At 44.0% G+C, this 19,209-nt stretch carries 15 protein-coding genes and 1 pseudogene; 7 read left to right on the top strand and 9 right to left on the bottom strand.

Annotated features, from left to right (window positions below; translation table 11 throughout):
- Positions 1 to 15 precede the first annotated feature (15 nt).
- Genes R7Q09_RS13835 through R7Q09_RS13825 form a run of 3 tightly spaced genes read right to left on the bottom strand, consistent with a single transcriptional unit; the run spans position 16 to position 5,209 of the window.
- Complete coding sequence (locus R7Q09_RS13835) at positions 16 to 3,075, bottom strand: efflux RND transporter permease subunit (RefSeq protein ID WP_213871091.1); 3,060 nt, start codon at positions 3,073 to 3,075, stop codon at positions 16 to 18.
- On the bottom strand, positions 3,075 to 4,136 hold the full coding sequence (locus tag R7Q09_RS13830; protein WP_318070858.1) for an efflux RND transporter periplasmic adaptor subunit: 1,062 nt from the start codon (positions 4,134 to 4,136) through the stop codon (positions 3,075 to 3,077). The genes R7Q09_RS13835 and R7Q09_RS13830 overlap by 1 nt, the downstream gene beginning before the upstream one ends.
- Positions 4,136 to 5,209 carry an efflux RND transporter periplasmic adaptor subunit gene (locus R7Q09_RS13825; RefSeq protein ID WP_017820965.1) on the bottom strand — a complete coding sequence of 358 codons (1,074 nt, stop codon included), beginning with the start codon at positions 5,207 to 5,209 and terminating at the stop codon, positions 4,136 to 4,138. Before R7Q09_RS13825 ends, R7Q09_RS13830 begins: the two co-directional genes overlap by 1 nt.
- 160 nt (positions 5,210 to 5,369) lie before the next feature.
- On the opposite strand from R7Q09_RS13825, the gene vdeR reads away from it, so the two are divergent.
- Positions 5,370 to 6,098, top strand: coding sequence for an efflux transporter transcriptional repressor VdeR (gene vdeR / locus R7Q09_RS13820; RefSeq protein ID WP_005376423.1), 729 nt, complete (start codon positions 5,370 to 5,372; stop codon positions 6,096 to 6,098).
- A 71-nt stretch (positions 6,099 to 6,169) separates the two neighbouring features.
- Here vdeR and gcvT read toward each other — a convergent pair whose 3' ends face one another.
- Complete coding sequence (gene gcvT, locus R7Q09_RS13815) at positions 6,170 to 7,288, bottom strand: glycine cleavage system aminomethyltransferase GcvT (protein ID WP_213968417.1); 1,119 nt, start codon at positions 7,286 to 7,288, stop codon at positions 6,170 to 6,172.
- Positions 7,289 to 7,548: 260 nt separating this feature from the next.
- The gene (locus R7Q09_RS13810) at positions 7,549 to 8,172 is read right to left on the bottom strand and encodes a helix-turn-helix domain-containing protein (protein WP_005376429.1); all 624 of its coding nucleotides are present in this window, start codon (positions 8,170 to 8,172) and stop codon (positions 7,549 to 7,551) included.
- 379 nt (positions 8,173 to 8,551) lie between these two features.
- On the opposite strand from R7Q09_RS13810, the gene R7Q09_RS13805 reads away from it, so the two are divergent.
- The 3 genes from R7Q09_RS13805 to gcvP all read left to right on the top strand — a co-directional run bounded on the left by R7Q09_RS13805 (position 8,552) and on the right by gcvP (position 13,272).
- Positions 8,552 to 9,847 carry a serine hydroxymethyltransferase gene (locus R7Q09_RS13805; RefSeq protein WP_005376430.1) on the top strand — a complete coding sequence of 432 codons (1,296 nt, stop codon included), beginning with the start codon at positions 8,552 to 8,554 and terminating at the stop codon, positions 9,845 to 9,847.
- Positions 9,848 to 9,900: 53 nt separating this feature from the next.
- Positions 9,901 to 10,281, top strand: coding sequence for a glycine cleavage system protein GcvH (gcvH, locus tag R7Q09_RS13800; protein WP_005376432.1), 381 nt, complete (start codon positions 9,901 to 9,903; stop codon positions 10,279 to 10,281).
- Positions 10,282 to 10,407: 126 nt separating this feature from the next.
- Entirely contained in the window at positions 10,408 to 13,272 is a 2,865-nt protein-coding gene (gene gcvP / locus R7Q09_RS13795; RefSeq protein ID WP_213969406.1) for an aminomethyl-transferring glycine dehydrogenase, read from the top strand.
- Between the two features lie 239 nt (positions 13,273 to 13,511).
- Here the strand turns inward: gcvP and R7Q09_RS13790 are convergent.
- The 3 genes and pseudogenes from R7Q09_RS13790 to R7Q09_RS13780 all read right to left on the bottom strand — a co-directional run bounded on the left by R7Q09_RS13790 (position 13,512) and on the right by R7Q09_RS13780 (position 16,035).
- Positions 13,512 to 13,800: pseudogene (locus R7Q09_RS13790) on the bottom strand (VOC family protein).
- Positions 13,801 to 14,050: 250 nt separating this feature from the next.
- Positions 14,051 to 14,878 carry an MBL fold metallo-hydrolase gene (locus tag R7Q09_RS13785; RefSeq protein ID WP_235213038.1) on the bottom strand — a complete coding sequence of 276 codons (828 nt, stop codon included), beginning with the start codon at positions 14,876 to 14,878 and terminating at the stop codon, positions 14,051 to 14,053.
- Between the two features lie 266 nt (positions 14,879 to 15,144).
- A complete protein-coding gene (locus R7Q09_RS13780) occupies positions 15,145 to 16,035 on the bottom strand; it encodes a LysR family transcriptional regulator (RefSeq protein ID WP_250156979.1) in 891 nt (296 codons plus the stop codon).
- Positions 16,036 to 16,143: 108 nt separating this feature from the next.
- Here R7Q09_RS13780 and R7Q09_RS13775 point away from each other — a divergent pair, with 108 nt between their 5' ends.
- The 3 genes from R7Q09_RS13775 (at position 16,144) to R7Q09_RS13765 (ending at position 18,557) form a co-directional block, all read left to right on the top strand.
- Positions 16,144 to 17,055 (top strand): DMT family transporter, encoded by a 912-nt coding sequence (locus R7Q09_RS13775; RefSeq protein ID WP_005388780.1) that lies wholly within the window; start codon positions 16,144 to 16,146, stop codon positions 17,053 to 17,055.
- 195 nt (positions 17,056 to 17,250) lie between these two features.
- Complete coding sequence (locus R7Q09_RS13770) at positions 17,251 to 17,712, top strand: carboxymuconolactone decarboxylase family protein (RefSeq protein ID WP_005376442.1); 462 nt, start codon at positions 17,251 to 17,253, stop codon at positions 17,710 to 17,712.
- A gap of 104 nt (positions 17,713 to 17,816) precedes the next feature.
- A complete protein-coding gene (locus tag R7Q09_RS13765; RefSeq protein ID WP_213904460.1) occupies positions 17,817 to 18,557 on the top strand; it encodes a helix-turn-helix domain-containing protein in 741 nt (246 codons plus the stop codon).
- A 119-nt stretch (positions 18,558 to 18,676) separates the two neighbouring features.
- On the opposite strand, the gene R7Q09_RS13760 is transcribed toward R7Q09_RS13765, so the two are convergent.
- Positions 18,677 to 19,171 (bottom strand): YcxB family protein, encoded by a 495-nt coding sequence (locus R7Q09_RS13760; RefSeq protein ID WP_005388773.1) that lies wholly within the window; start codon positions 19,169 to 19,171, stop codon positions 18,677 to 18,679.
- Positions 19,172 to 19,209 lie beyond the last annotated feature (38 nt).

Below are 19,209 nucleotides of genomic sequence, written 5' to 3'. Positions count from 1 at the left end.
AATAGCCAGGAGTCCCTATGCAGTGGTCGGTTTTACCCTAAACAGAATTGCAAACATCACTGGCACCACTATCAGTGTCAGTACAGTAGCAAAACCAAGACCTGCCATAATCGTTATTGCCATCGAGCCAAAAAAGGCGTCGAAGACCAATGGAATCATCCCCAAGATAGTCGTTAGCGCAGCCATACTTACCGGACGAACGCGGCTTATCGCACTATCGACAATCGCGAAGTAAGGATCTTTACCTGACTCCAACTCAAGGTTTATTTGGTCAAGCAACACAATACCGTTTTTCAAAATCATGCCACTTAGGCTTAACAAACCAAGGAATGCTGTAAAACTGAACGGCATGTTCGTGGTAAGCAAACCAAAAGCAACGCCAATGATCGCTAACGGAACGGTGAACCAAATGACCAACGGTTTTTTGATTGAGTTAAACAGTAAAATAGTAATGATGAACATCAACAAGTAACCCATCGGCAATGAACCGAATAGGCCTTCTTGTGCATCTTTGGATGATTCGTACTCACCACCCCATGTGATTTCGTATCCTTCTGGAACATGCAATGCCATCACTTTAGGCTGTACACGAGCAAATAAGCTTGCTGCCGTGTCGTCACTCAACACATCATGGTCCGCGAGAACGGTTAACGTACGCTTACGGTCACGACGCTGAATTAGCGGCTCACTCCAATCCAGTTGAACGCCATCAATCACTTGATCAACCGGAATGTACGTTTGCAACGAAGGACTCCAAATGGTCACGTTTTGTAGTGATTCAAAATCTACGCGTTCTTCTTCAGGAAGGCGTGTCATAATTGGCAACGTATGTGTACCATCACGCAAGTAACCTAAGGTGCTACCACCAAACGCCATTTGCAGTGTGCTTGAAAGATCTTCTTTCGAAATACCTAAGCGACGAGCTTTAGACTCATTGAAAACGGGTACAAGTTCCTTGGTGCGCTCTCGCCAATCGTGACGAATGTTTCGAGCACCAGGGTCGGTATGAAGGATGTCTTCAACTTGCACCGCCAAGTCACGTAAAACTTGTGGATCAGGGCCAGTAATACGCGCTTCGATCTTAGACGCTGGTGATGGACCAAATTCCATCAATTTAAACTGGAACGTAGGCGCATCAAATGTTTTCGCCAGATTCGCATCTAACTTATGCAGCAAACCAAACATTTTCTCACGATCAGTCGCGCGAACTTGGAACTGAGCGTACGCTTCGTAACTTTTTTCTGGTTGATAGGTTAAAGCAAAACGCTGTAGGCCCTGCCCAATCGAAGCAGAAACAAAGTCAATATCATCTTGCTGACGAATGTAGCTTTCGACCTCTTCAGCTTTTTTGATCGTTTCACGGATGTCAGTGCCCTCTGGCATCCACATATCCACGTAGAACATCGGCGTATTCGATGGTGGGAAGAACTGCTGTTTTACATTACCAAATGCCACGACAGCACCCACTAATAGCGCCACCATACCAGCAACGGTAAGCCAGCGGAATCGCAATGCAAATTTCAGTGATGCCCCAAATACGACAAACAACCAGCCTTTATAAGGATCATCTTCGCTAGTACCCTGCTCTTTGTTTTCCTCTTTCAACAAAAGATCGGCAAGGAAAGGCGTCAGTGTAATAGCGGTAATCCAGCTTAAAAATAGTGAGAAACACAGCACCCAGAATAGAGAGCCCATGAACTCACCTGTCGCATCTTGCGACAAGCCGATAGGTGCAAAAGCCGTAATTGCAATAACAGTTGCGCCCAGCAAAGGCCATTGTGTTTGCTTTACAATATCGACAGCCGCTTGAACTTTGGTACGCCCTTTCTTTAGGCCAACCAATATGCCTTCCACGACAACAATCGCGTTATCAACCAGCATACCCAAGGCAATAATTAACGCTCCAAGAGAAATACGATGCAGTTCGATGTTGTTGTAATTCATCAAAATGAAGGTACCAAATACCGTCAATAACAACACAACTCCAATGATGACACCACTGCGTAAACCCATAGTAAACAGCAACACAATGATTACGATCGCCACTGCCTCCGCTAGACTAATTACAAACGCTTTAACAGATTCATCCACCTCATTGGCTTGGTTGTAAAAGTAGTTCATATCGATGCCAGCAGGCTTGATAGACTCTAGGCTCGCGAGCTCCGCATCCAAACGTTCACCAACCTCAACCACGTTCACACCCGACGCAAACGAGATACCGATATTAATCGCTTTTTGACCGTTAAAGAGTACGACGTTGCCTGGCTTCTCTTGAATACCGCGAGAAATCGTTGCTACGTCTTTTAGACGAATTAGATTTCCTGTGTCACGGCCATGAATGATCAGATTTTCTAGTGCTTCTACAGTGTTTAAGGTGCCGCTTGGGCGAATAACAAGGCTTTCGCCATTGACCATCACTTCACCTGCTGAAACCACATTGTTTTGCTGGTTCAACAAGCTCGAAACCACATTCATGTCTAGGTTCAGTGCAGCAAGGCGATCAAGTGAGATCTCAACGAATAGCATTTCTTGCTGATCGCCCGTGATGTCTACCTTACCAACACCATCAACAAGCTCGATTTCACGGGTCAGGTAATCCGCATAACGTTTCAGCTCTACATAGTCGTAATCGTCACCAGTGAGCATTAACATCACGCCATAAACGTCACCGAAATCATCAATGATCTGTAAAGACTGAACACCTTGAGGCAATGATGGTCGTAAATCATTAATTTTACGGCGCATTTCATCCCAAATTTGCGGCAGTTCATCAGGACCATAGTCCATTTCCATGCTCACCGTTATTTGAGACATACCATTAGAAGACGTAGAGGTAATTTTGTCGATATAAGGGAGTTTTCGAATCTCTTTTTCTAGAGGATACGTCAGCTCTTCTTCAACTTCTTTTGACGTCGCGCCAGGGTATGTTGAGATGATCATGGCATCTTTGATCGTAAATGCCGGGTCTTCTAATCGTCCAAGCTCCAAAAATGACGTTAAACCACCAACAGCAAGGATAATAATGAACAACCAGCTGATGACTTTGTTTTTTATTGAATACTCAGCAATGTTCATTATTGGTTATTCTCCACAACATCCACATGTTTACCTTCGCGTAATTTACGCAGATTTGAATTAATCAGAATATCGCCCTGGCTAACACCTGACGACACAATGGCTCCATTGCCATTCACTCGAGAAATCATGACAGGCACTCGTGTGACAATGTCACCTTCTTTTTTCCACACAAAGAACTCATTCCCTTCACTGCCTGCTTGAAGCGCCGTGACAGGAACACTGTAACCATCGATAGAGGTAATGCCCGCCTTCACCATATCGACCAAAACGCTTACGCTGGTTCCCGGCAATATCTCTGTTTTTGGCTGTGGCATCGTCAAGTACATTTCGTAGGTTTGAGTTTCAGCGTTGGGTTCACTTGTGTGCTCTAAATAGTCCAAAGCAAATCTGCCATCGATGCCGGAGAAGGTTGCTCTAGGCTTGTAGCTCATGCTGTCTGAGTTTGGGTCTACCATCGCTAAAACATTGTCGGAAAGCTCAATACGCACGTAAACCAAATCGTTTTGGTATAGGTTTAACACGGGTTCACCAATTGCCACACGCTCAAAACGTTCTTTGAAAACATCGGATACTTTACCGGCGAACGGGGCGAATAAACGGGTGTAATTCAATTGATTGGTCGCGTTATAGAAAGTAGCCTCAGCTAGCTCTTTATTGGCGGTTAGCTCATCAAGTTCCGCTTTTGAAATCATTTGACGTGCATGCAAGTCTTCACCGCGTTTAAGCTGACGAATTGCGAGTGTGTATTGTGCTTCTGCGTCATTCACGGCTTGCTTCTCTTTGCTATCATCTAGCTTTGCGATCATTTGCCCCTGCTTCACAACGTCACCCGCTTTAACCAATACGTGCTGAACTTCCCCAGCGCGGCGAAATGCCATTGGCGTTTGCTCTGCAGGCACTACTATGCCTTTGAACGCGCGATGTTGACTTTGTACTGGTGCATCCACCGAGATAGTCGACACAAAAAGTGGCTGCTCGACGATAGCTTGGTTTTCATTTTTGCACCCTGTTAAAACTGCAAGTGCAATCGCAGAGATCGTAAGTAGAGAACGTTTCATTAAATGCCTCCCTCACGAACCCAAGCTTTCACCACTTGTCCTTCAACCAGTCTCTCAACACCAGCAATAACAACGTAATCATTGTTATCAAGCCCGGCTTTCACACCACCTGCTGCGTCAAGTGACACAGTGACTTTATTGACCTGCTGCGTGCTTCTGTCCATTACCCAAACTTCACCTTGCGTCCCATTTTTGTTGACCCAAGCAGACTGAGGTAACGTCATCGCGTCCGATACATGTTGTTTAGCAATGTGTACCTGCCCAGTCATACCTGTCAGCAAATTGCGATCTTCTGGTCGAGTGATGGTCACGATCGCCTCATAACTATTGGTATCGATGTTTGGCTGCGTCGAAATTTCTTTAAATTGCCCAGGGATACGTTTTCCTGGCTCGCTATCCATCGTCACCCACATATCGGAGTTTTGCAGTGACTCAAGTGATACAGATTCCGCATAACTTACTGGCAAGGTGAAAGATACATCCAACGTCGTGTTATCAATGAGATTCAAGATCTCCTGCTTCTCTGCTACTACTTGAAACGGGTTGACATAGGTATATGACACAATGCCATCAAACGGTGCGTGAATTTTGGTATAGCTCAAATCGGTTTTAGCTTGTTCGTAGTTCGCCAATGCCGCTTTATATTGAGTTTCTTTCTGATCGTACTCATCAGTACTAATGAGTTTTTTTCCGTAAAGGTTTTTCGCGCGGTCCCATTGTGTTTTCGCTAACGCGTACTGCGCTTGAGCGGCATCTAACGCAAGCTGAAGATCTTTAGGGTCTAACGTTGCGAGCACTTCACCTTTTTGGACTTTTTGACCCATGCGTACACGTAATTCATCAACCTCTCCACCAACCTGAAAAGAAAGCTGCGCGCGATGTGTTGCATCAATACGCGCTAAAAAGGCGTGCGAGTCTTCAAGTTCTAGGTCTTTCACCGCCAGTAATTTTACAGGTTTGATTAAAGGTTCAGACGGCTCAGAAATGGCTTTATTACACCCAGTTAGCATCCCAGAAAGACTTAATGTCACCACTGCGCCAACTAAAGTGCGCTTTAAATATTGTTTTCGCACCCGCTTTCTCCGTAGGTTTTATATATTACACAGCCGTGCAGTATAAGCAGAATTTGAAATTGATCAACATATTTTCCAGGTGGATAGCAAATTAATTAGTCAAAGCGTTCGGTTTCTGGTAAAAGTAAGCGCGTGATTAATATTCGGGAAAATTCGAACTATGAATGAAAGAAAGCAGGGGCGTAGAAGTGCTGAAGCAGCAGAACAAACTAAGTGTCTGATCCTTAAAGTGGCAGCAGATATGTTTTGTGAACTTGGTTACGAGCGTGTCTCGCTGCGCAATATCAGTGAAAAGGCTGGTGTTTCACATAGTTTGATCCGTCACCACTTCGGCAGCAAAGAGAAAATCTGGCAAGCGGTTAGCGATGCAATGGACGAGTTCATGCAGTGCTATATGGCTGAACTCATCAATGAAATGCCGGAGAACACACCTTCGAATAGAAAAATTTATCTGTTTATGGTTCGCATGCTAGCATTTGCTCTCGTCAATCCTCACCCAGTACAGATGATCGCCGATGCCATTCGACAAGGCGATGACGGTGCTCTGCTGCAGTATTTCTTAAAGTCAAAAGATGAGTTCGCTGCAATATTTACCGGAATTTTCGAGCAGTACAACAGCGAAAACCCTAATGCACAATTTGATCAGTGGGAATCAAAGTGGCAAATGTTGATCTTCGCACATGGTGCTGTCAGTCTCGCGCCAATGATGCAAGAAACATGGCCGGATATTGCAGATAATCGCGAAAAACTGCTGATCAAGCATTGGGAATTGTTTAATACCATTATGGCCTCTCAATTTGGGATCCCAAAAGAAGAGATGATTCATCCGGAAAAGCTTGAAGATATCGTTATTGATATGTGCTGTACTATTGATGAAGCAGTAAACTAAAAGTAAACAAGCGAAAAGAAGACATAAAAAATGCCGAGCTACAAAGCTCGGCATTTTTGTTTCAATTCGTTTTAACCACGGTAGTAACGTTGTGGTACGAACGGCATTTTTTCAACTGTCATTGGTAGCATTTTACCACGCACTTCAGCGAACACTTCAGTACCAATCGCCGCCAAATCCGCACGAACATACCCCATTGAGACTGGCTTACCTGCATTCGGGCCCGCCGTACCGCTGGTTACAACGCCAATTTTAACGCCGTCAGCATCAAACAGTTCAACACCTTCACGCACTGGCGCTTTGGTTTGACCTACTAGACCCACACGCTTACGCGCCACATCTTTAGTCTCAATCTGCTTAAGAATAATGTCTGCGCCAGGGAAACCACCTTCACGTTCACCACCAATACGACGAACTTTTTGGATACCCCATAGCAAGCTCGCTTCAACGGGTGTTGTTGTTGTGTCTAGGTCATGACCGTATAGACAAAGGCCACACTCAAGACGAAGTGAATCACGAGCACCAAGGCCAATCCATTCAACTTCATTTTCCGCAGTCAGTTTACGTGCTAACTCTTCCGCTTTGTCAGCAGGAACCGAGATTTCGTAACCGTCTTCGCCTGTATAACCACTACGAGAAACAATGCACTCGGCGCCTAAAATATCGACTTTACGAATATCCATGAACAGCATTTCAGAAACTTCTGGTGCAAAACGCGCCAATACAGCCGCCGCTTTAGGGCCTTGGATTGCAAGTAGAGCTCGGTCTTCGATAGTTTCTAGCTCAACACCAGATGGTAAATGCGCTTGTAGGTGTGCGATATCTTGCGCTTTACATGCTGCGTTCACAACCACAAACAGATGATCGCCTAGGTTAGCCACCATCAAGTCGTCCATGATGCCGCCCTCTTCATTAGTGAAAAAAGCGTAACGCTGTTTACCAGACTCAAGATCCACAATATCCACTGGGACTAATGTTTCTAGGAACGCAGCTGCACCGTCACCAATTAGGCGAAGCTGTCCCATGTGAGAAACATCAAACAGACCTGCCGCATCACGAGTATGTAAGTGTTCCTTCTTTACGCCTAGAGGATACTGAACAGGCATATCGTAACCCGCGAACGGGACCATTTTGGCACCAACTTCAACGTGAAGTGCGTGTAGTGGTGTTTTCAGTAGTTCTTGAGTCATTTTCGTCTCCATTTAGATAGACCCGAGAATGCTATCGGCATTCGATGTGTTTCCAATAATAAACATGGCTCATTCTATTTTGCACGAACAAGACGTAGATCGACTTGCAAAAGTGTGACTCTTAACATTTTAATCACAACAAATCGTACAAAAAAAGCGCTTTAATGAGCAAGTTCTCATCAAAAAAGCGCTTTTTCATCATAACGACCACCAACAGCAATCGTTTGCTTTCACTATAGGAAATTTACAAGTATTTATCACTATTTGGCTGTCACCCACAAAATGAGCGCATCTTCCTCGCTAACACTGGTCAACATATGTCCCATATTTGCATCGTAATAAACGCTGTCTCCCTCGCTTAAAACAACAGGTTCGTAAAACTCAGAATAGAACATAACCTCGCCAGATAAGATAAGTAAAAATTCTTCGCCGTCATGACGAACCCAGTCTTTATATTCATCAAAACTACGAGCTCGAATTTGGCTCTTAAACGGCATCATTTTCTTATTGGAAAGTTGTGTCGCGAGCAGTTCATGTTCATAGGTTTGTGTTGGGTGTGGTTTACCTTCATTCTTCTTGGTAACATCCCTGCGCCCTGTCGCTACCTTTTTTCTAGGTGGCTCAAAGAGTTGTGGCATGTCAATTTGTAAGCCTAGTGCCAATTTTTGCATCGCTTGAAACGTCGGGGAGATCTGCTCATTTTCTATTTTGCTCAGTGTAGATCGAGCAAGCCCGGTTCGCTGACTGGCCTCTTCTAATGTGATACCGAGTTTCGAGCGGATATCCTTAATACGCTGGCCCAGTTTTAACGGCTCAATATTTTGGTCATGTTGCTCTTTTGCCAACGTCATCGATGGGTATTCATCGTAAATACTTTCTGCCATAAATCCCTCTATAGATATCCATATTTTTTGTCTTACTCGCATTGTGCATGAAGCACATAGTGGATAGAAGTCCACCAAGTGAATTAAACCGTGCTCTTGTTAACAAATTTTGAAATCTTGTTTCCTATAGGAAATTTTTGGTTGATTGTTCCCGCCACAGGCGCTATGTTACCAACTTGTTAGATGTAGAGATGCATATTTCCGTAAGAGATTGGTAAAAGAAACACGCAATCCAACGGAGTTTTTGCCCAAATTTAGGGCCGGATGTTCACTCTGTTCTGCTACGCAGTTCAGCTGTTTTTGAGGACAAATGAACCACAACCGCAAATCATAACTCATCTATTGCGGGTTCATTTTCAGATTTGGAAGGTCAACTACCATGAATAAGAGTTACCCTAACCACAGCTTGGAAAACTTTTTCTCTACCAACCTCTCTGCGACAGATGATGCTGTCTTTGCTGGAATTCAAGCGGAATCCGCTCGCCAAAACGAACAAATCGAACTTATCGCTTCTGAGAACATTGTTTCTAAAGCGGTAATGCAAGCTCAAGGCACATGCCTAACAAACAAATACGCTGAAGGGTACCCAGGTCGCCGTTACTATGGTGGTTGTGAGCACGTAGATACAGTGGAAGCCATTGCTATCGAACGCGCAAAAAAACTTTTCAATTGTGAATACGCAAACGTTCAACCACACTCAGGCGCACAAGCAAACGGCGCAGTAAAGCTGGCACTGCTTCAACCTGGTGACACCATTCTTGGTATGTCTTTAGACGCAGGTGGTCACCTGACGCACGGCGCACGCCCTGCACTTTCTGGTAAATGGTTTAATGCAGTTCAATACGGTGTTGATCGCGAAACACTAGAAATTAACTACGAAGATGTTCGTGAGCTTGCACTTGAGCACCAACCTAAAATGATCATCGCAGGTGGTAGCGCTATTCCACGTACTATCGACTTTGCAAAATTCCGTGAAATCGCAGACGAAGTAAATGCAATTCTTATGGTCGACATGGCGCACATCGCTGGTCTTATCGCAACAGGCGCACACCCTAGCCCACTGCCACACGCACACGTTGTTACGACTACAACACACAAAACATTGCGTGGCCCTCGCGGCGGTATGATTCTTACTAACCACGAAGACATCATTAAGAAAATCAACTCAGCCGTATTCCCTGGCCTACAAGGTGGCCCACTGATGCACGTTATCGCAGCCAAAGCGGTCGCATTTGGTGAAGCGCTTGGCCCTGAATTTAAAACTTATATTGATTCGGTGATCAATAACGCAAAAGTCCTAGCGGAAGTATTGCAAACTCGCGGTTGCGACATCGTAACTGGTGGCACAGACACGCACCTAATGCTGGTTGACCTTCGTCCGAAAGGGTTGAAAGGTAATAAAGCAGAAGAAGCTCTAGAGCGTGCTGGGATCACATGTAACAAAAATGGCATCCCATTCGATACAGAGAAGCCTATGATTACATCGGGCATCCGTTTAGGAACGCCTGCGGGTACAAGCCGCGGCTTTGGCGCTGAAGAATTCAAACTCATCGGTAATTGGATTGGTGACGTACTGGACGGTTTAGTGAACAACCCTGAAGGTGACGCAGAAGTTGAAAAACGCGTTCGCAAAGAAGTAAAAGAACTTTGCAGTCGCTTTCCTCTATACCAGTAAACGATTTTTTTGAAATCATAATAATTCCTGACAAGTTATTCGGAGATTAAGCAATGGACAAAACACTGAAGTTTGCAGATAGCCACGAGTGGGTACGTGACAACGGTGACGGCACAGTAACAATTGGTATTTCTGAGCATGCACAAGAAATGCTAGGTGACGTGGTATTCGTTGACCTACCAGACGTAGAAGACGAAGTTGAAGCAGGTGAAAGCTTCTCTCTCGTTGAATCTGTAAAAGCAGCGTCAGACATCTACGCACCAATCACTGGTGAAATCGTAGAAATCAATGAAGAACTAGAAGACAGCCCAGAGCTAATTAACGAAGAGCCGTACGAAGGTGGCTGGATCGTAAAAGTGAAGATGTCTGATGTATCTGAACTAGATAACCTGAAAGACGCAGACGAATACCTAAACTCTATCGAAGAAGAGTAATTAGGATGTGACGAAAGCTGTTCCCTAGCCTGTTTAGAGAACAGCTTTTTTTCTAGGTTCGGACGTATAATTTAATTTATCAGTAACGCAAATCCGTTACCCGAACCAAGGAGTAGGTAAAGGACAATGACTGAATTACTTCAAAGCCTCAGCACACAAAACGAGTTCGTTGCTCGCCACAATGGACCAAACAAATCTGACCAACAGAAAATGTTGGAAGCGATCAACGCAGTTAGCCTAGATTCGCTTATCGACGAAACCGTACCAGCACAAATTCGCCTAGAGCAACCAATGAGCTTGGCAGAAGCGAAAAGCGAAGCAGACATGCTGGCAGCCATGCGTAAGTTCGCCGATCAGAACCAAGTTAAACGTACATTCATTGGTCAGGGTTACTACAACACCTTCACGCCGAACGTGATTCTACGCAACGTGATGGAAAACCCGGGCTGGTACACTGCTTACACCCCTTACCAACCAGAGATCTCACAAGGTCGTTTAGAAGCACTTCTAAACTACCAACAAATGGTGATGGATCTTACTGGTATGGAAATCGCGAACGCGTCATTGCTCGATGAAGCAACGGCAGCAGCAGAAGCGATGACACTTTGTAAGCGTGCGGGTAAAAGCAAGAGCAACGTATTCTTCGTTGCTGACGACGTTCACCCACAAACCATCGAAGTGGTAAAAACTCGTGCGAAATTCATCGGCTTTGAAGTCTTGGTTGGTTCTTTAGAATCACTATCAGAGCAAGACGTGTTCGGTGCACTAGTTCAATACCCAAGTACAACAGGTGAAGTTCGTGACCTAACGGACATCATCGCTAAAGCGCAAGCAAACAAAACACTAGTGACTGTAGCAACGGACCTTCTTGCTTCTACCCTACTTAAACCTGCAGGTGAAATGGGCGCAGACGTAGCAATCGGTTCAGCACAACGTTTTGGCGTGCCGATGGGTTACGGCGGTCCACACGCTGCTTTCATGGCAACTCGTGATAAGCACAAGCGTACAATGCCTGGTCGTGTTATCGGTGTTTCTATCGATACCAACGGTAACCAAGCACTGCGTATGGCAATGCAAACGCGTGAACAGCACATCCGTCGTGAAAAAGCGACTTCAAACATCTGTACTGCTCAAGCACTGCTAGCGAACATGGCGTCTTTCTACGCGGTTTACCACGGCGCAGAAGGTCTACGCACGATTGCTCGTCGTACGCACCACATGACAGCCATCCTAGCCGCTGGCCTAACTAAAGGCGGCTTCGAGCTTGCTCACAACAGCTTCTTCGACACCATTACTATCAACACAGGTGCACAAACTGAAGACCTATACGCGAAAGCACTAGCCGCAGACATCAACCTACGTAAGTTGGGTACTCAGCTAGGTGTGAGCTTCGACGAAACCACAACCGTGGCAGATGTAGAAGCCCTATTCGCAGTATTCGGTGTGAAAGAAGAAGTCGCAGCACTATCAACTGAAATCGCAGGCAACGAGTTTGCAGCCATTCCAGAAGCATTGCGCCGCACAACAGAATATCTAACACACCCTGTGTTTAACACGCACCACAGCGAAACACAGATGATGCGTTACCTAAAACAGCTAGAGAACAAAGACTTCTCACTCACGCACGGCATGATCCCACTGGGCAGCTGTACGATGAAGCTGAACGCAGCAGCAGAGATGATTCCAGTAACTTGGCCTGAGTTTGGTTCGATCCACCCGTTCGCACCAGCAGAACAAGCAGCTGGTTACGCAGCACTCGCAAAAGATCTTAAAGAAAAGCTATGTGAAATCACTGGCTATGACGCATTCTCACTACAACCAAACTCTGGTGCATCGGGTGAGTACGCAGGTCTTATCGCGATTCAACGCTACCACGAAAGCCGTGGCGAAGGTCACCGCAACGTATGTTTGATCCCAAGCTCTGCGCACGGTACTAACCCTGCGACAGCATCTATGGTGTCAATGAAAGTGGTTGTGGTTAAGTGTGATGAAGAAGGCAACATCGACATCGACGACCTAGCAGCGAAAATCGAGAAACACAAAGACAACCTATCAAGCATTATGATCACTTACCCTTCTACGCACGGCGTTTACGAAGAGAAAGTGAAAGAAGTGTGTGAAATGGTTCATGCCGCTGGTGGTCAGGTTTACCTAGACGGCGCTAACATGAACGCGCAGGTTGGTCTAACATCACCAGGCTTCATCGGTTCAGACGTTTCTCACCTAAACCTACACAAAACCTTCTGCATCCCGCACGGTGGTGGCGGTCCGGGTATGGGTCCTATCGGTGTGAAATCTCACCTAGCTCCTTTCCTACCAGGGCATATTGAAGACGGTGTAGAAGGCGCAGATTTCGCAGTATCAGCAGCAGATATGGGTAGCGCTTCTATCCTACCTATCTCTTGGGCTTACATCGCAATGATGGGCGAAGCTGGCCTAACAGATGCTACAAAAGTAGCAATTCTGAACGCAAACTACGTGATGGAAACACTTCGCCAACACTACCCTGTTCTTTACCGTGGCAAAAATGGCCGCGTAGCGCACGAATGTATTATCGACATTCGTCCGCTGAAAGAAGAAACAGGTATCAGCGAAGAAGACATCGCGAAACGTCTAATGGACTACGGTTTCCACGCACCAACTATGTCGTTCCCTGTAGCGGGCACGCTAATGGTTGAGCCAACGGAATCGGAAGATCTAGAAGAGCTGGACCGCTTCTGTGATGCGATGATCGCTATCCGCGAAGAAATGGAGAAAGTGAAAAACGGTGAATGGCCACTGGATAACAACCCACTTGTTAACGCGCCACACACACAAGTTGATCTTTCAGCTGAAGATTGGGACCGCCCTTACTCTCGCGAGATTGGCTGCTTCCCGTCTAAAGCGACCAAATCTTGGAAGTACTGGCCAACGGTAAATCGCGTGGATAACGTATACGGCGACCGTAACCTAATCTGTTCATGCCCAAGCATCGATAACTACGAAGATTAATTTTTGTAGAATCTAAATAAACAAAGGCGAACCGATTGGTTCGCCTTTGTTTTTGGTGTGCCGCCCTAACATTTGTTGATACATCGAGAAGGAATGATGGCTAGTTATTGTTTGCACAAAAGTGATTTAGAAATACAGTGACTTCTGAGAACCTTTGAATTAGCACTAATATCTCAGGCCTTAAAAGCTTGTTGGAAACTCCTCATGAACACTATGTTATGCAGGTGCTGTGTAGTTTCTCAGTTCAGTTGCAGTAAGTCCCATTTATTACCATAGAGATCTTGGAACACGACCACCTGTTTGATTTCCTACTGCATGCGTTTGCTCCGGTGTACTCGCTTGAGCTAAAAGTAGGTTTGTACCATTGGAGTTTGGAGGAGAAACTTGAACCCAGCGTTTACCACCACCTAGGTGGGTATCTTCAACCAGAGTGAATTGAAGTTTTTGAGTATAGAACTCGATAGCATCGTCGTAATTTTCAACGACTAGAGCAATGTTTCCGATTTGCTGCTGAACAGTTTTGGCCATGATGATTTCCGCTGTGTCAAAACGCTAATTGTACGCTATTTTGAGACTTTTCCAGAAAGCACGTAACGCCTTGCAAAGGTTTAAGGCACACAATACGAATGTTTACGCACAGCGCCTTTGTCACTAGAACCGACAAACAATATAGCTGCTACCAGTGTCGAATCTTGATTGAGCAACTTATTAAAGCCTTAGCTATAACTCAAGAGCAAATCTCTAACCTAATAACGAAGGCTGCTCGTATACCATGGTATTATAGTTCTTCTAGTTTTCCCTTAGCTAAATCTTCTTGTTGCTTAAGGAACATGAAGAAGTTTGCCTCACTGATAAACGGGTTACCGCTTGTGCCGAGCTTCTTCCTATTTTCAAAAAGGAAATTTTTATGTGGATGGTTCGAAAGGTTAACGTTCACAATAGGTGCCTGTAGTGAAATTTTTCTAATTTTCTCCATGCTAGTCAGGAACTGGCCAATAACTTCTGGATCATTGCTACTTACGCTATGCCCACCAACGATAAAAGCACGATATTGTTCGCCATTATCTTCAACAGCGAAGTCTAAGGAATAGTCACCTTCCGTGTGGCCAGGTGTGAGATAGAACTTAAACTCATGTCCACCAATAACCATGGAGCTATCGCTTTTTATCTCTATGTCTAAATTTGGAGGAAGGAACTTGTTCTCACCTTCGCTTTTGTTTGATTGCTGTATAGATAGTTCATGAGCGCTTTTGGTCATCACGACTTTGGAACCATACTTCTCTTGAAGTAACTGGGCGCCCCCAACGTGGTCAGAATGCCCATGAGTTACCAATATGTGCGTTATTGGCTTATCTTTTAGCCCTAGCTTCTCTAGGTTGATAGGTATCCACTCAGAGTAAGGGAAGTCAAGCGTATCAATGATAACGAGTCCGTCGTCTGTAGCAATGGCATATGATGAGACCCACTTGTCTCCTACATAATAGACATTATCAAACATCTGAAATGGTTCTACATAACCGTTCTTATCATTCATTGCTGGAACATATTGACTTAAGGAAGCAAAAGACGAAGCACTGAAAAGTAAACCTACAATAATTTTTTTCACGAAATCGCACACAAATATATCCTTAATAATTTCTTATAGAACTTCGCGGATGAGAAAGCTCTAAACGATTTTCAGAGGCAAATACAACTGCAAATACTTTCTACTTAGCTTGAGTTTTAGCTGACCGAATCACTTGTAAACTCGAATCCCATTAACTGCCTATGTATTCATGATTCTTTTAGAGGTTAAATAAATGAACTCAATTGAAGCAGAGTCATGAAGCTTCAATTGAGGTTACCGGCACAGCACAATGTGATAAACCTCTTTCAAGCAAACATTTGAATGCGATTTTTCCAATTTAAGACATGTTCAATAAATGCATCAACTCTTGCAGGCCTTTTATCGCGGTCTCGATACATAATGAATACTTCTTTACCCGAGCATTGCCATTCTGGCAACAAAGGCAGCAGGTTATGTTGATCATGATTTAGCTCATGAAAGTAATAGGTTGGAATCCACGCAATTCCTAAACCATGGATGACGGCGTCTCTAACTAGCAGTACATCATTTGAAGTGAATTGAAACTTTAGCGGATGATCAAATGTTTCATTGGTGATTTGATTAACTAATTTCCATTGGCAGTCGTTGTTTACCGTAATTAGGCGATGATGAACAAGTTGTTCTGGATGGGTAATCGGTTGGTGTTGTTCTAAATAGCTTCGTGATGCACAAAGCGCAAATGGAATCGACCATAATTTCTGAGCAATCCAGTCTTGTTCAATAAGATCACCAAGACGAAAACTAACATCGACACGGTTAGATACAAGATTGATTTTTTCATTCTGTACATCTAAATCGATACATATCTTCGGATGTTGCTCTGCAAATTCATAAACGCACCGCTTTAACCACATCTGTGTCATGTTAATTGGCGCTGATATTTTGATCGTTCCGCTTAAAGACTGACGCTCAGTCGCAATTCTCGATGTCACATTATTTAAGCTAAGAAGTAACGGCTCACAGAGTTGATAATATTTTTCGCCATCAGTTGTTAACGCAAAGTGGTGTGCACTGCGGTTAAATAGTCTGCAATTTAAGTTTGTTTCTAGCCTTTTTAACTTCCGGCTTAGCGTGGCTAACGGGACATTAAGACGCTCAGATGCTTGTGTTAGGCTTTGATAGCGAGCAACAGAAACGAATAACAAAAGGTCATCCAAAGAGTGACGTTCCATATTTGGGATTAACCCTCTTAAATTTGGCTATTAAAAATCAAATATGAAATATATAGCATTATCGCGTCAAGTTAATTTTTATCAGGAAGATCTATGTCTAAGCATTTATCAATTTGGTGCGGTGTTGTTGTCGCTATCTTTTTTTGGTCTAGTAACTTTAACGTAATAAAGGCTATTAATAGCGATGTCTCTCCTTTGGATTCAGCGACGTTACGATTTTCCGTTGCAGCTTTAATACTCTTACTGATAAGAGGTACTAAACGCTCTCCATATGGAGCCAAACTCACACGAAAAAGTATGTTGTCGTTGTTTGTTATAGCAACCGTGGGTGTAACTATCCAAAACTTCTCTATTTTCTCTGCAATGAGATTTACTACCCCAGTTAACGCAGCGGTTGTTCAGGCAAACCTACCACTTGTCACTATCTTGTTGTCGGGCTTTATTCTCAAGACTTCCATTTCGGTTAAAACTATTTTAGGTGCACTAATCAGTTTTTGCGGAGTGGTAATCGTCATTACAGGGGGAAATATTCATTCTATTAGCAGCAATAGTAATATTGGTGATCTATACATGTTATTTGCTTTAATTAGTGGGTGTTTATACACAATTCTAGCGAAGCGTTTAACATCTCATATCCCAGTAACTCAGCAGTTACGTTGGGTGTTAAGTATTGGTGCCATTCAAATGGTCGCTATAGCGATGTACCACGGCGACTTTAGCCGTAGCTTAAATGCCATAACATTTAAAGACCTAGCATTAATAGCTTACATGAGCCTGTTTGGAACTTTGATTGCTTATTACTTTTGGATGAAAGGCGCTATCGTTCTTGGTCCAGATAAGATGTCTCCATTATTTAATATTATGCCGGTATTCACTCTACTGATTTCGTTCATTTCTGGTGAGCAGGCTCAATGGGAAAATGTTTTAGGCGTCTTTATCGTTGCGGCTGGTGTGTATATAGGTAACTCAGCACCTTTTGCTCGTTTACGGAAGGTGGTGGAGTAAAAATAGACGCCAACCTTAAGTCCATTATTTAGAGCAATACTTTGTTAATTGGCATAAGTTTTCTTGGTTTCCAATAGGTACACTTTTCGCTTTCGTCGTTCACTCTTTTATCTAACTTTATTGAGTACATGTCGAAAATCTTCAATCTTTTGCTAAGAGCGTTTTTTACTATGTAAAAAACAGAGGAGAATGACCATGAAAAAACGACTCAACTATATTGAAGTAGCGCCAAAAGCAATAGAAATCCTATACGCTCAGGAAGCTTACTTCCATGAACAATTTAGCCAATCAGAAACTATGAACATGATCATATGGGAACTGGTTAAGTTACGCATATCGCAAATCAATCAATGTGCATTTTGTATCGACATGCATAGTAAAGATGCGCTTAAGTTAGGTGAAAAGCCGGAACGCATATGGGGGCTTAGTGCATGGAAAGATATGCCATTCTACAGCGATGCAGAACACGTTGCGCTTGGCTGGGCTGAATTACTAACTGCTGGCCTACCAGTAGATGATGATACCTATCAGCTGACCTTGAATACCTTTGGAGAAGAAGCTATGGTCAACCTAACAATTGCGATCAACGCGATCAATAGTTGGAACCGAATAGTTAAGGCATTTAAGCCAAAGGTTGGAGTCTATAAACCTCGATAATTCTATTTGACGGTTCTTACTTGTAAGCCACTGCTTATACCTCAGCTTAATAGGATGAAAAGTACATGTGTATCACTTTCTCATTTAAGTTGAGGTTAAATAGGATGATTCATTTGAACTTAGAATTTGATATTTTAAAACCTCAAAAGGCTTTAGCTGGCTATGTTCAAGCCATTTGGTCAGCATCCGTCAAACCTGATACGACGCAAACCGTACGTAAACAATTACTCAGTGATGCTGGTACAGGTGTGGTATTCATTTTACAGAATGATGTACAAATGGATGGTGAGTGGCAAACGCCAGGGGTTGTCCTACTACCTGTGAGCATTCTGGCACATCAAGTCTGCCTACCGCCAGGCACGGTGATGACTGGCGTACGCTTTCATCCTGCTGTTGGTTATCAACTATTTGGTAAACGTCTAGAACAGCTATTGCGGATTCAAGACGACCACCCTTTGGCTTCTTCTGCACTAGCAACATTTGAGTCTCTGCAAACAGCGCGTTCGCCATATGCAAGGATTTCTACGTTATATCGCTGGGTTCAAACACTGATTGAGGAATATGAACCGCAGTATGTCGGCCACATTATTGAACAACCTACAGGGACCATCAGTCAGCGCCAGAGAGAGCGCAATTTTCAGAAATGGTTGGGGATTACTCCTAAACATTACCAACGCATTAAACGAGTGAAGCACACTTTAGAGCAACTCCGAGCGCAACCCGATCTTACTTTATCGGAATTGGCGCTGGAGCAAGGCTTTTCCGATCAAGCACACATGACTAGAGAGTGTAAGCAGATTGCGCGCATGACACCGAAGCAGTATGTCCGAAAGAGAAACCTCTAAGCCTTATTAGCTTTCTACATCAAACCCAATTGATTCAGAATCGACGATATACTTGCTACAATGTTCGATCATATATCACCTACTTTTTAGAACGCTCATTCCAGCTTGATATGAGCTGGTTAGCTCGCTTTTGATGCCGCGTGCTGCTCTACCATAAACGCGATCACTTCTTCGTTTAAGCAAGATTTGCTGATGTATTGGCGTTGTTTGCCAAGGTGAAGGATAAAGCCCAAATCAGTTTGTTCGAGTTGGTCGATTTCATTCCAAGCGAGGCTGCGGTCAACTTTACCGCTTTTGTAGCGCACGCCATCTGCATTCACTTCAAACACCACTTTACTGCCGCGGCTTGAGCTGATGGTTTGACGCCACAGCCACCAAGTTCTTTTGAAGTAAACGCTGCACGCTTCAATCACACTCAATACGATAAAGAACCAACCGACGTAACCGTTAGGTAGCAGTTCAAACTCCAATAAAACCACACCAAAAATTAGAAAGAGGATCCCTTTCAAATACGCTTGCGGGAACTTAACTGGCTGGCTAGTTTGATCATAACACTCAGCAAAAAATGGCTTGTCGAGTGTGTATTCTGTAGTGAATTCGAAATCTTTAGACATGTATGGTTACTTCAAGGCTTCTGTAAATGGGTATTCTT

The sequence above is a fragment of the Vibrio sp. 2130-1 genome (assembly GCF_033339515.1).
The sequence above is the reverse complement of the archived record's forward strand: the minus strand, read 5'-3'. Positions and strand labels throughout refer to the sequence as shown.

Bases quoted from the DNA above. Each gene is read 5' to 3' on its own strand.
- R7Q09_RS13835 (WP_213871091.1), bottom strand. From the start codon at position 3,075: ATGAACATTGCTGAGTATTCAATAAAAAACAAAGTCATCAGCTGGTTG.
- R7Q09_RS13830 (WP_318070858.1), bottom strand. From the start codon at position 4,136: ATGAAACGTTCTCTACTTACGATCTCTGCGATTGCACTTGCAGTTTTA.
- vdeR (WP_005376423.1), top strand. From the start codon at position 5,370: ATGAATGAAAGAAAGCAGGGGCGTAGAAGTGCTGAAGCAGCAGAACAA.
- gcvT (WP_213968417.1), bottom strand. From the start codon at position 7,288: ATGACTCAAGAACTACTGAAAACACCACTACACGCACTTCACGTTGAA.
- R7Q09_RS13810 (WP_005376429.1), bottom strand. From the start codon at position 8,172: ATGGCAGAAAGTATTTACGATGAATACCCATCGATGACGTTGGCAAAA.
- R7Q09_RS13805 (WP_005376430.1), top strand. From the start codon at position 8,552: ATGAATAAGAGTTACCCTAACCACAGCTTGGAAAACTTTTTCTCTACC.
- gcvH (WP_005376432.1), top strand. From the start codon at position 9,901: ATGGACAAAACACTGAAGTTTGCAGATAGCCACGAGTGGGTACGTGAC.
- gcvP (WP_213969406.1), top strand. From the start codon at position 10,408: ATGACTGAATTACTTCAAAGCCTCAGCACACAAAACGAGTTCGTTGCT.
- R7Q09_RS13775 (WP_005388780.1), top strand. From the start codon at position 16,144: ATGTCTAAGCATTTATCAATTTGGTGCGGTGTTGTTGTCGCTATCTTT.
- R7Q09_RS13770 (WP_005376442.1), top strand. From the start codon at position 17,251: ATGAAAAAACGACTCAACTATATTGAAGTAGCGCCAAAAGCAATAGAA.
- R7Q09_RS13765 (WP_213904460.1), top strand. From the start codon at position 17,817: ATGATTCATTTGAACTTAGAATTTGATATTTTAAAACCTCAAAAGGCT.
- R7Q09_RS13760 (WP_005388773.1), bottom strand. From the start codon at position 19,171: ATGTCTAAAGATTTCGAATTCACTACAGAATACACACTCGACAAGCCA.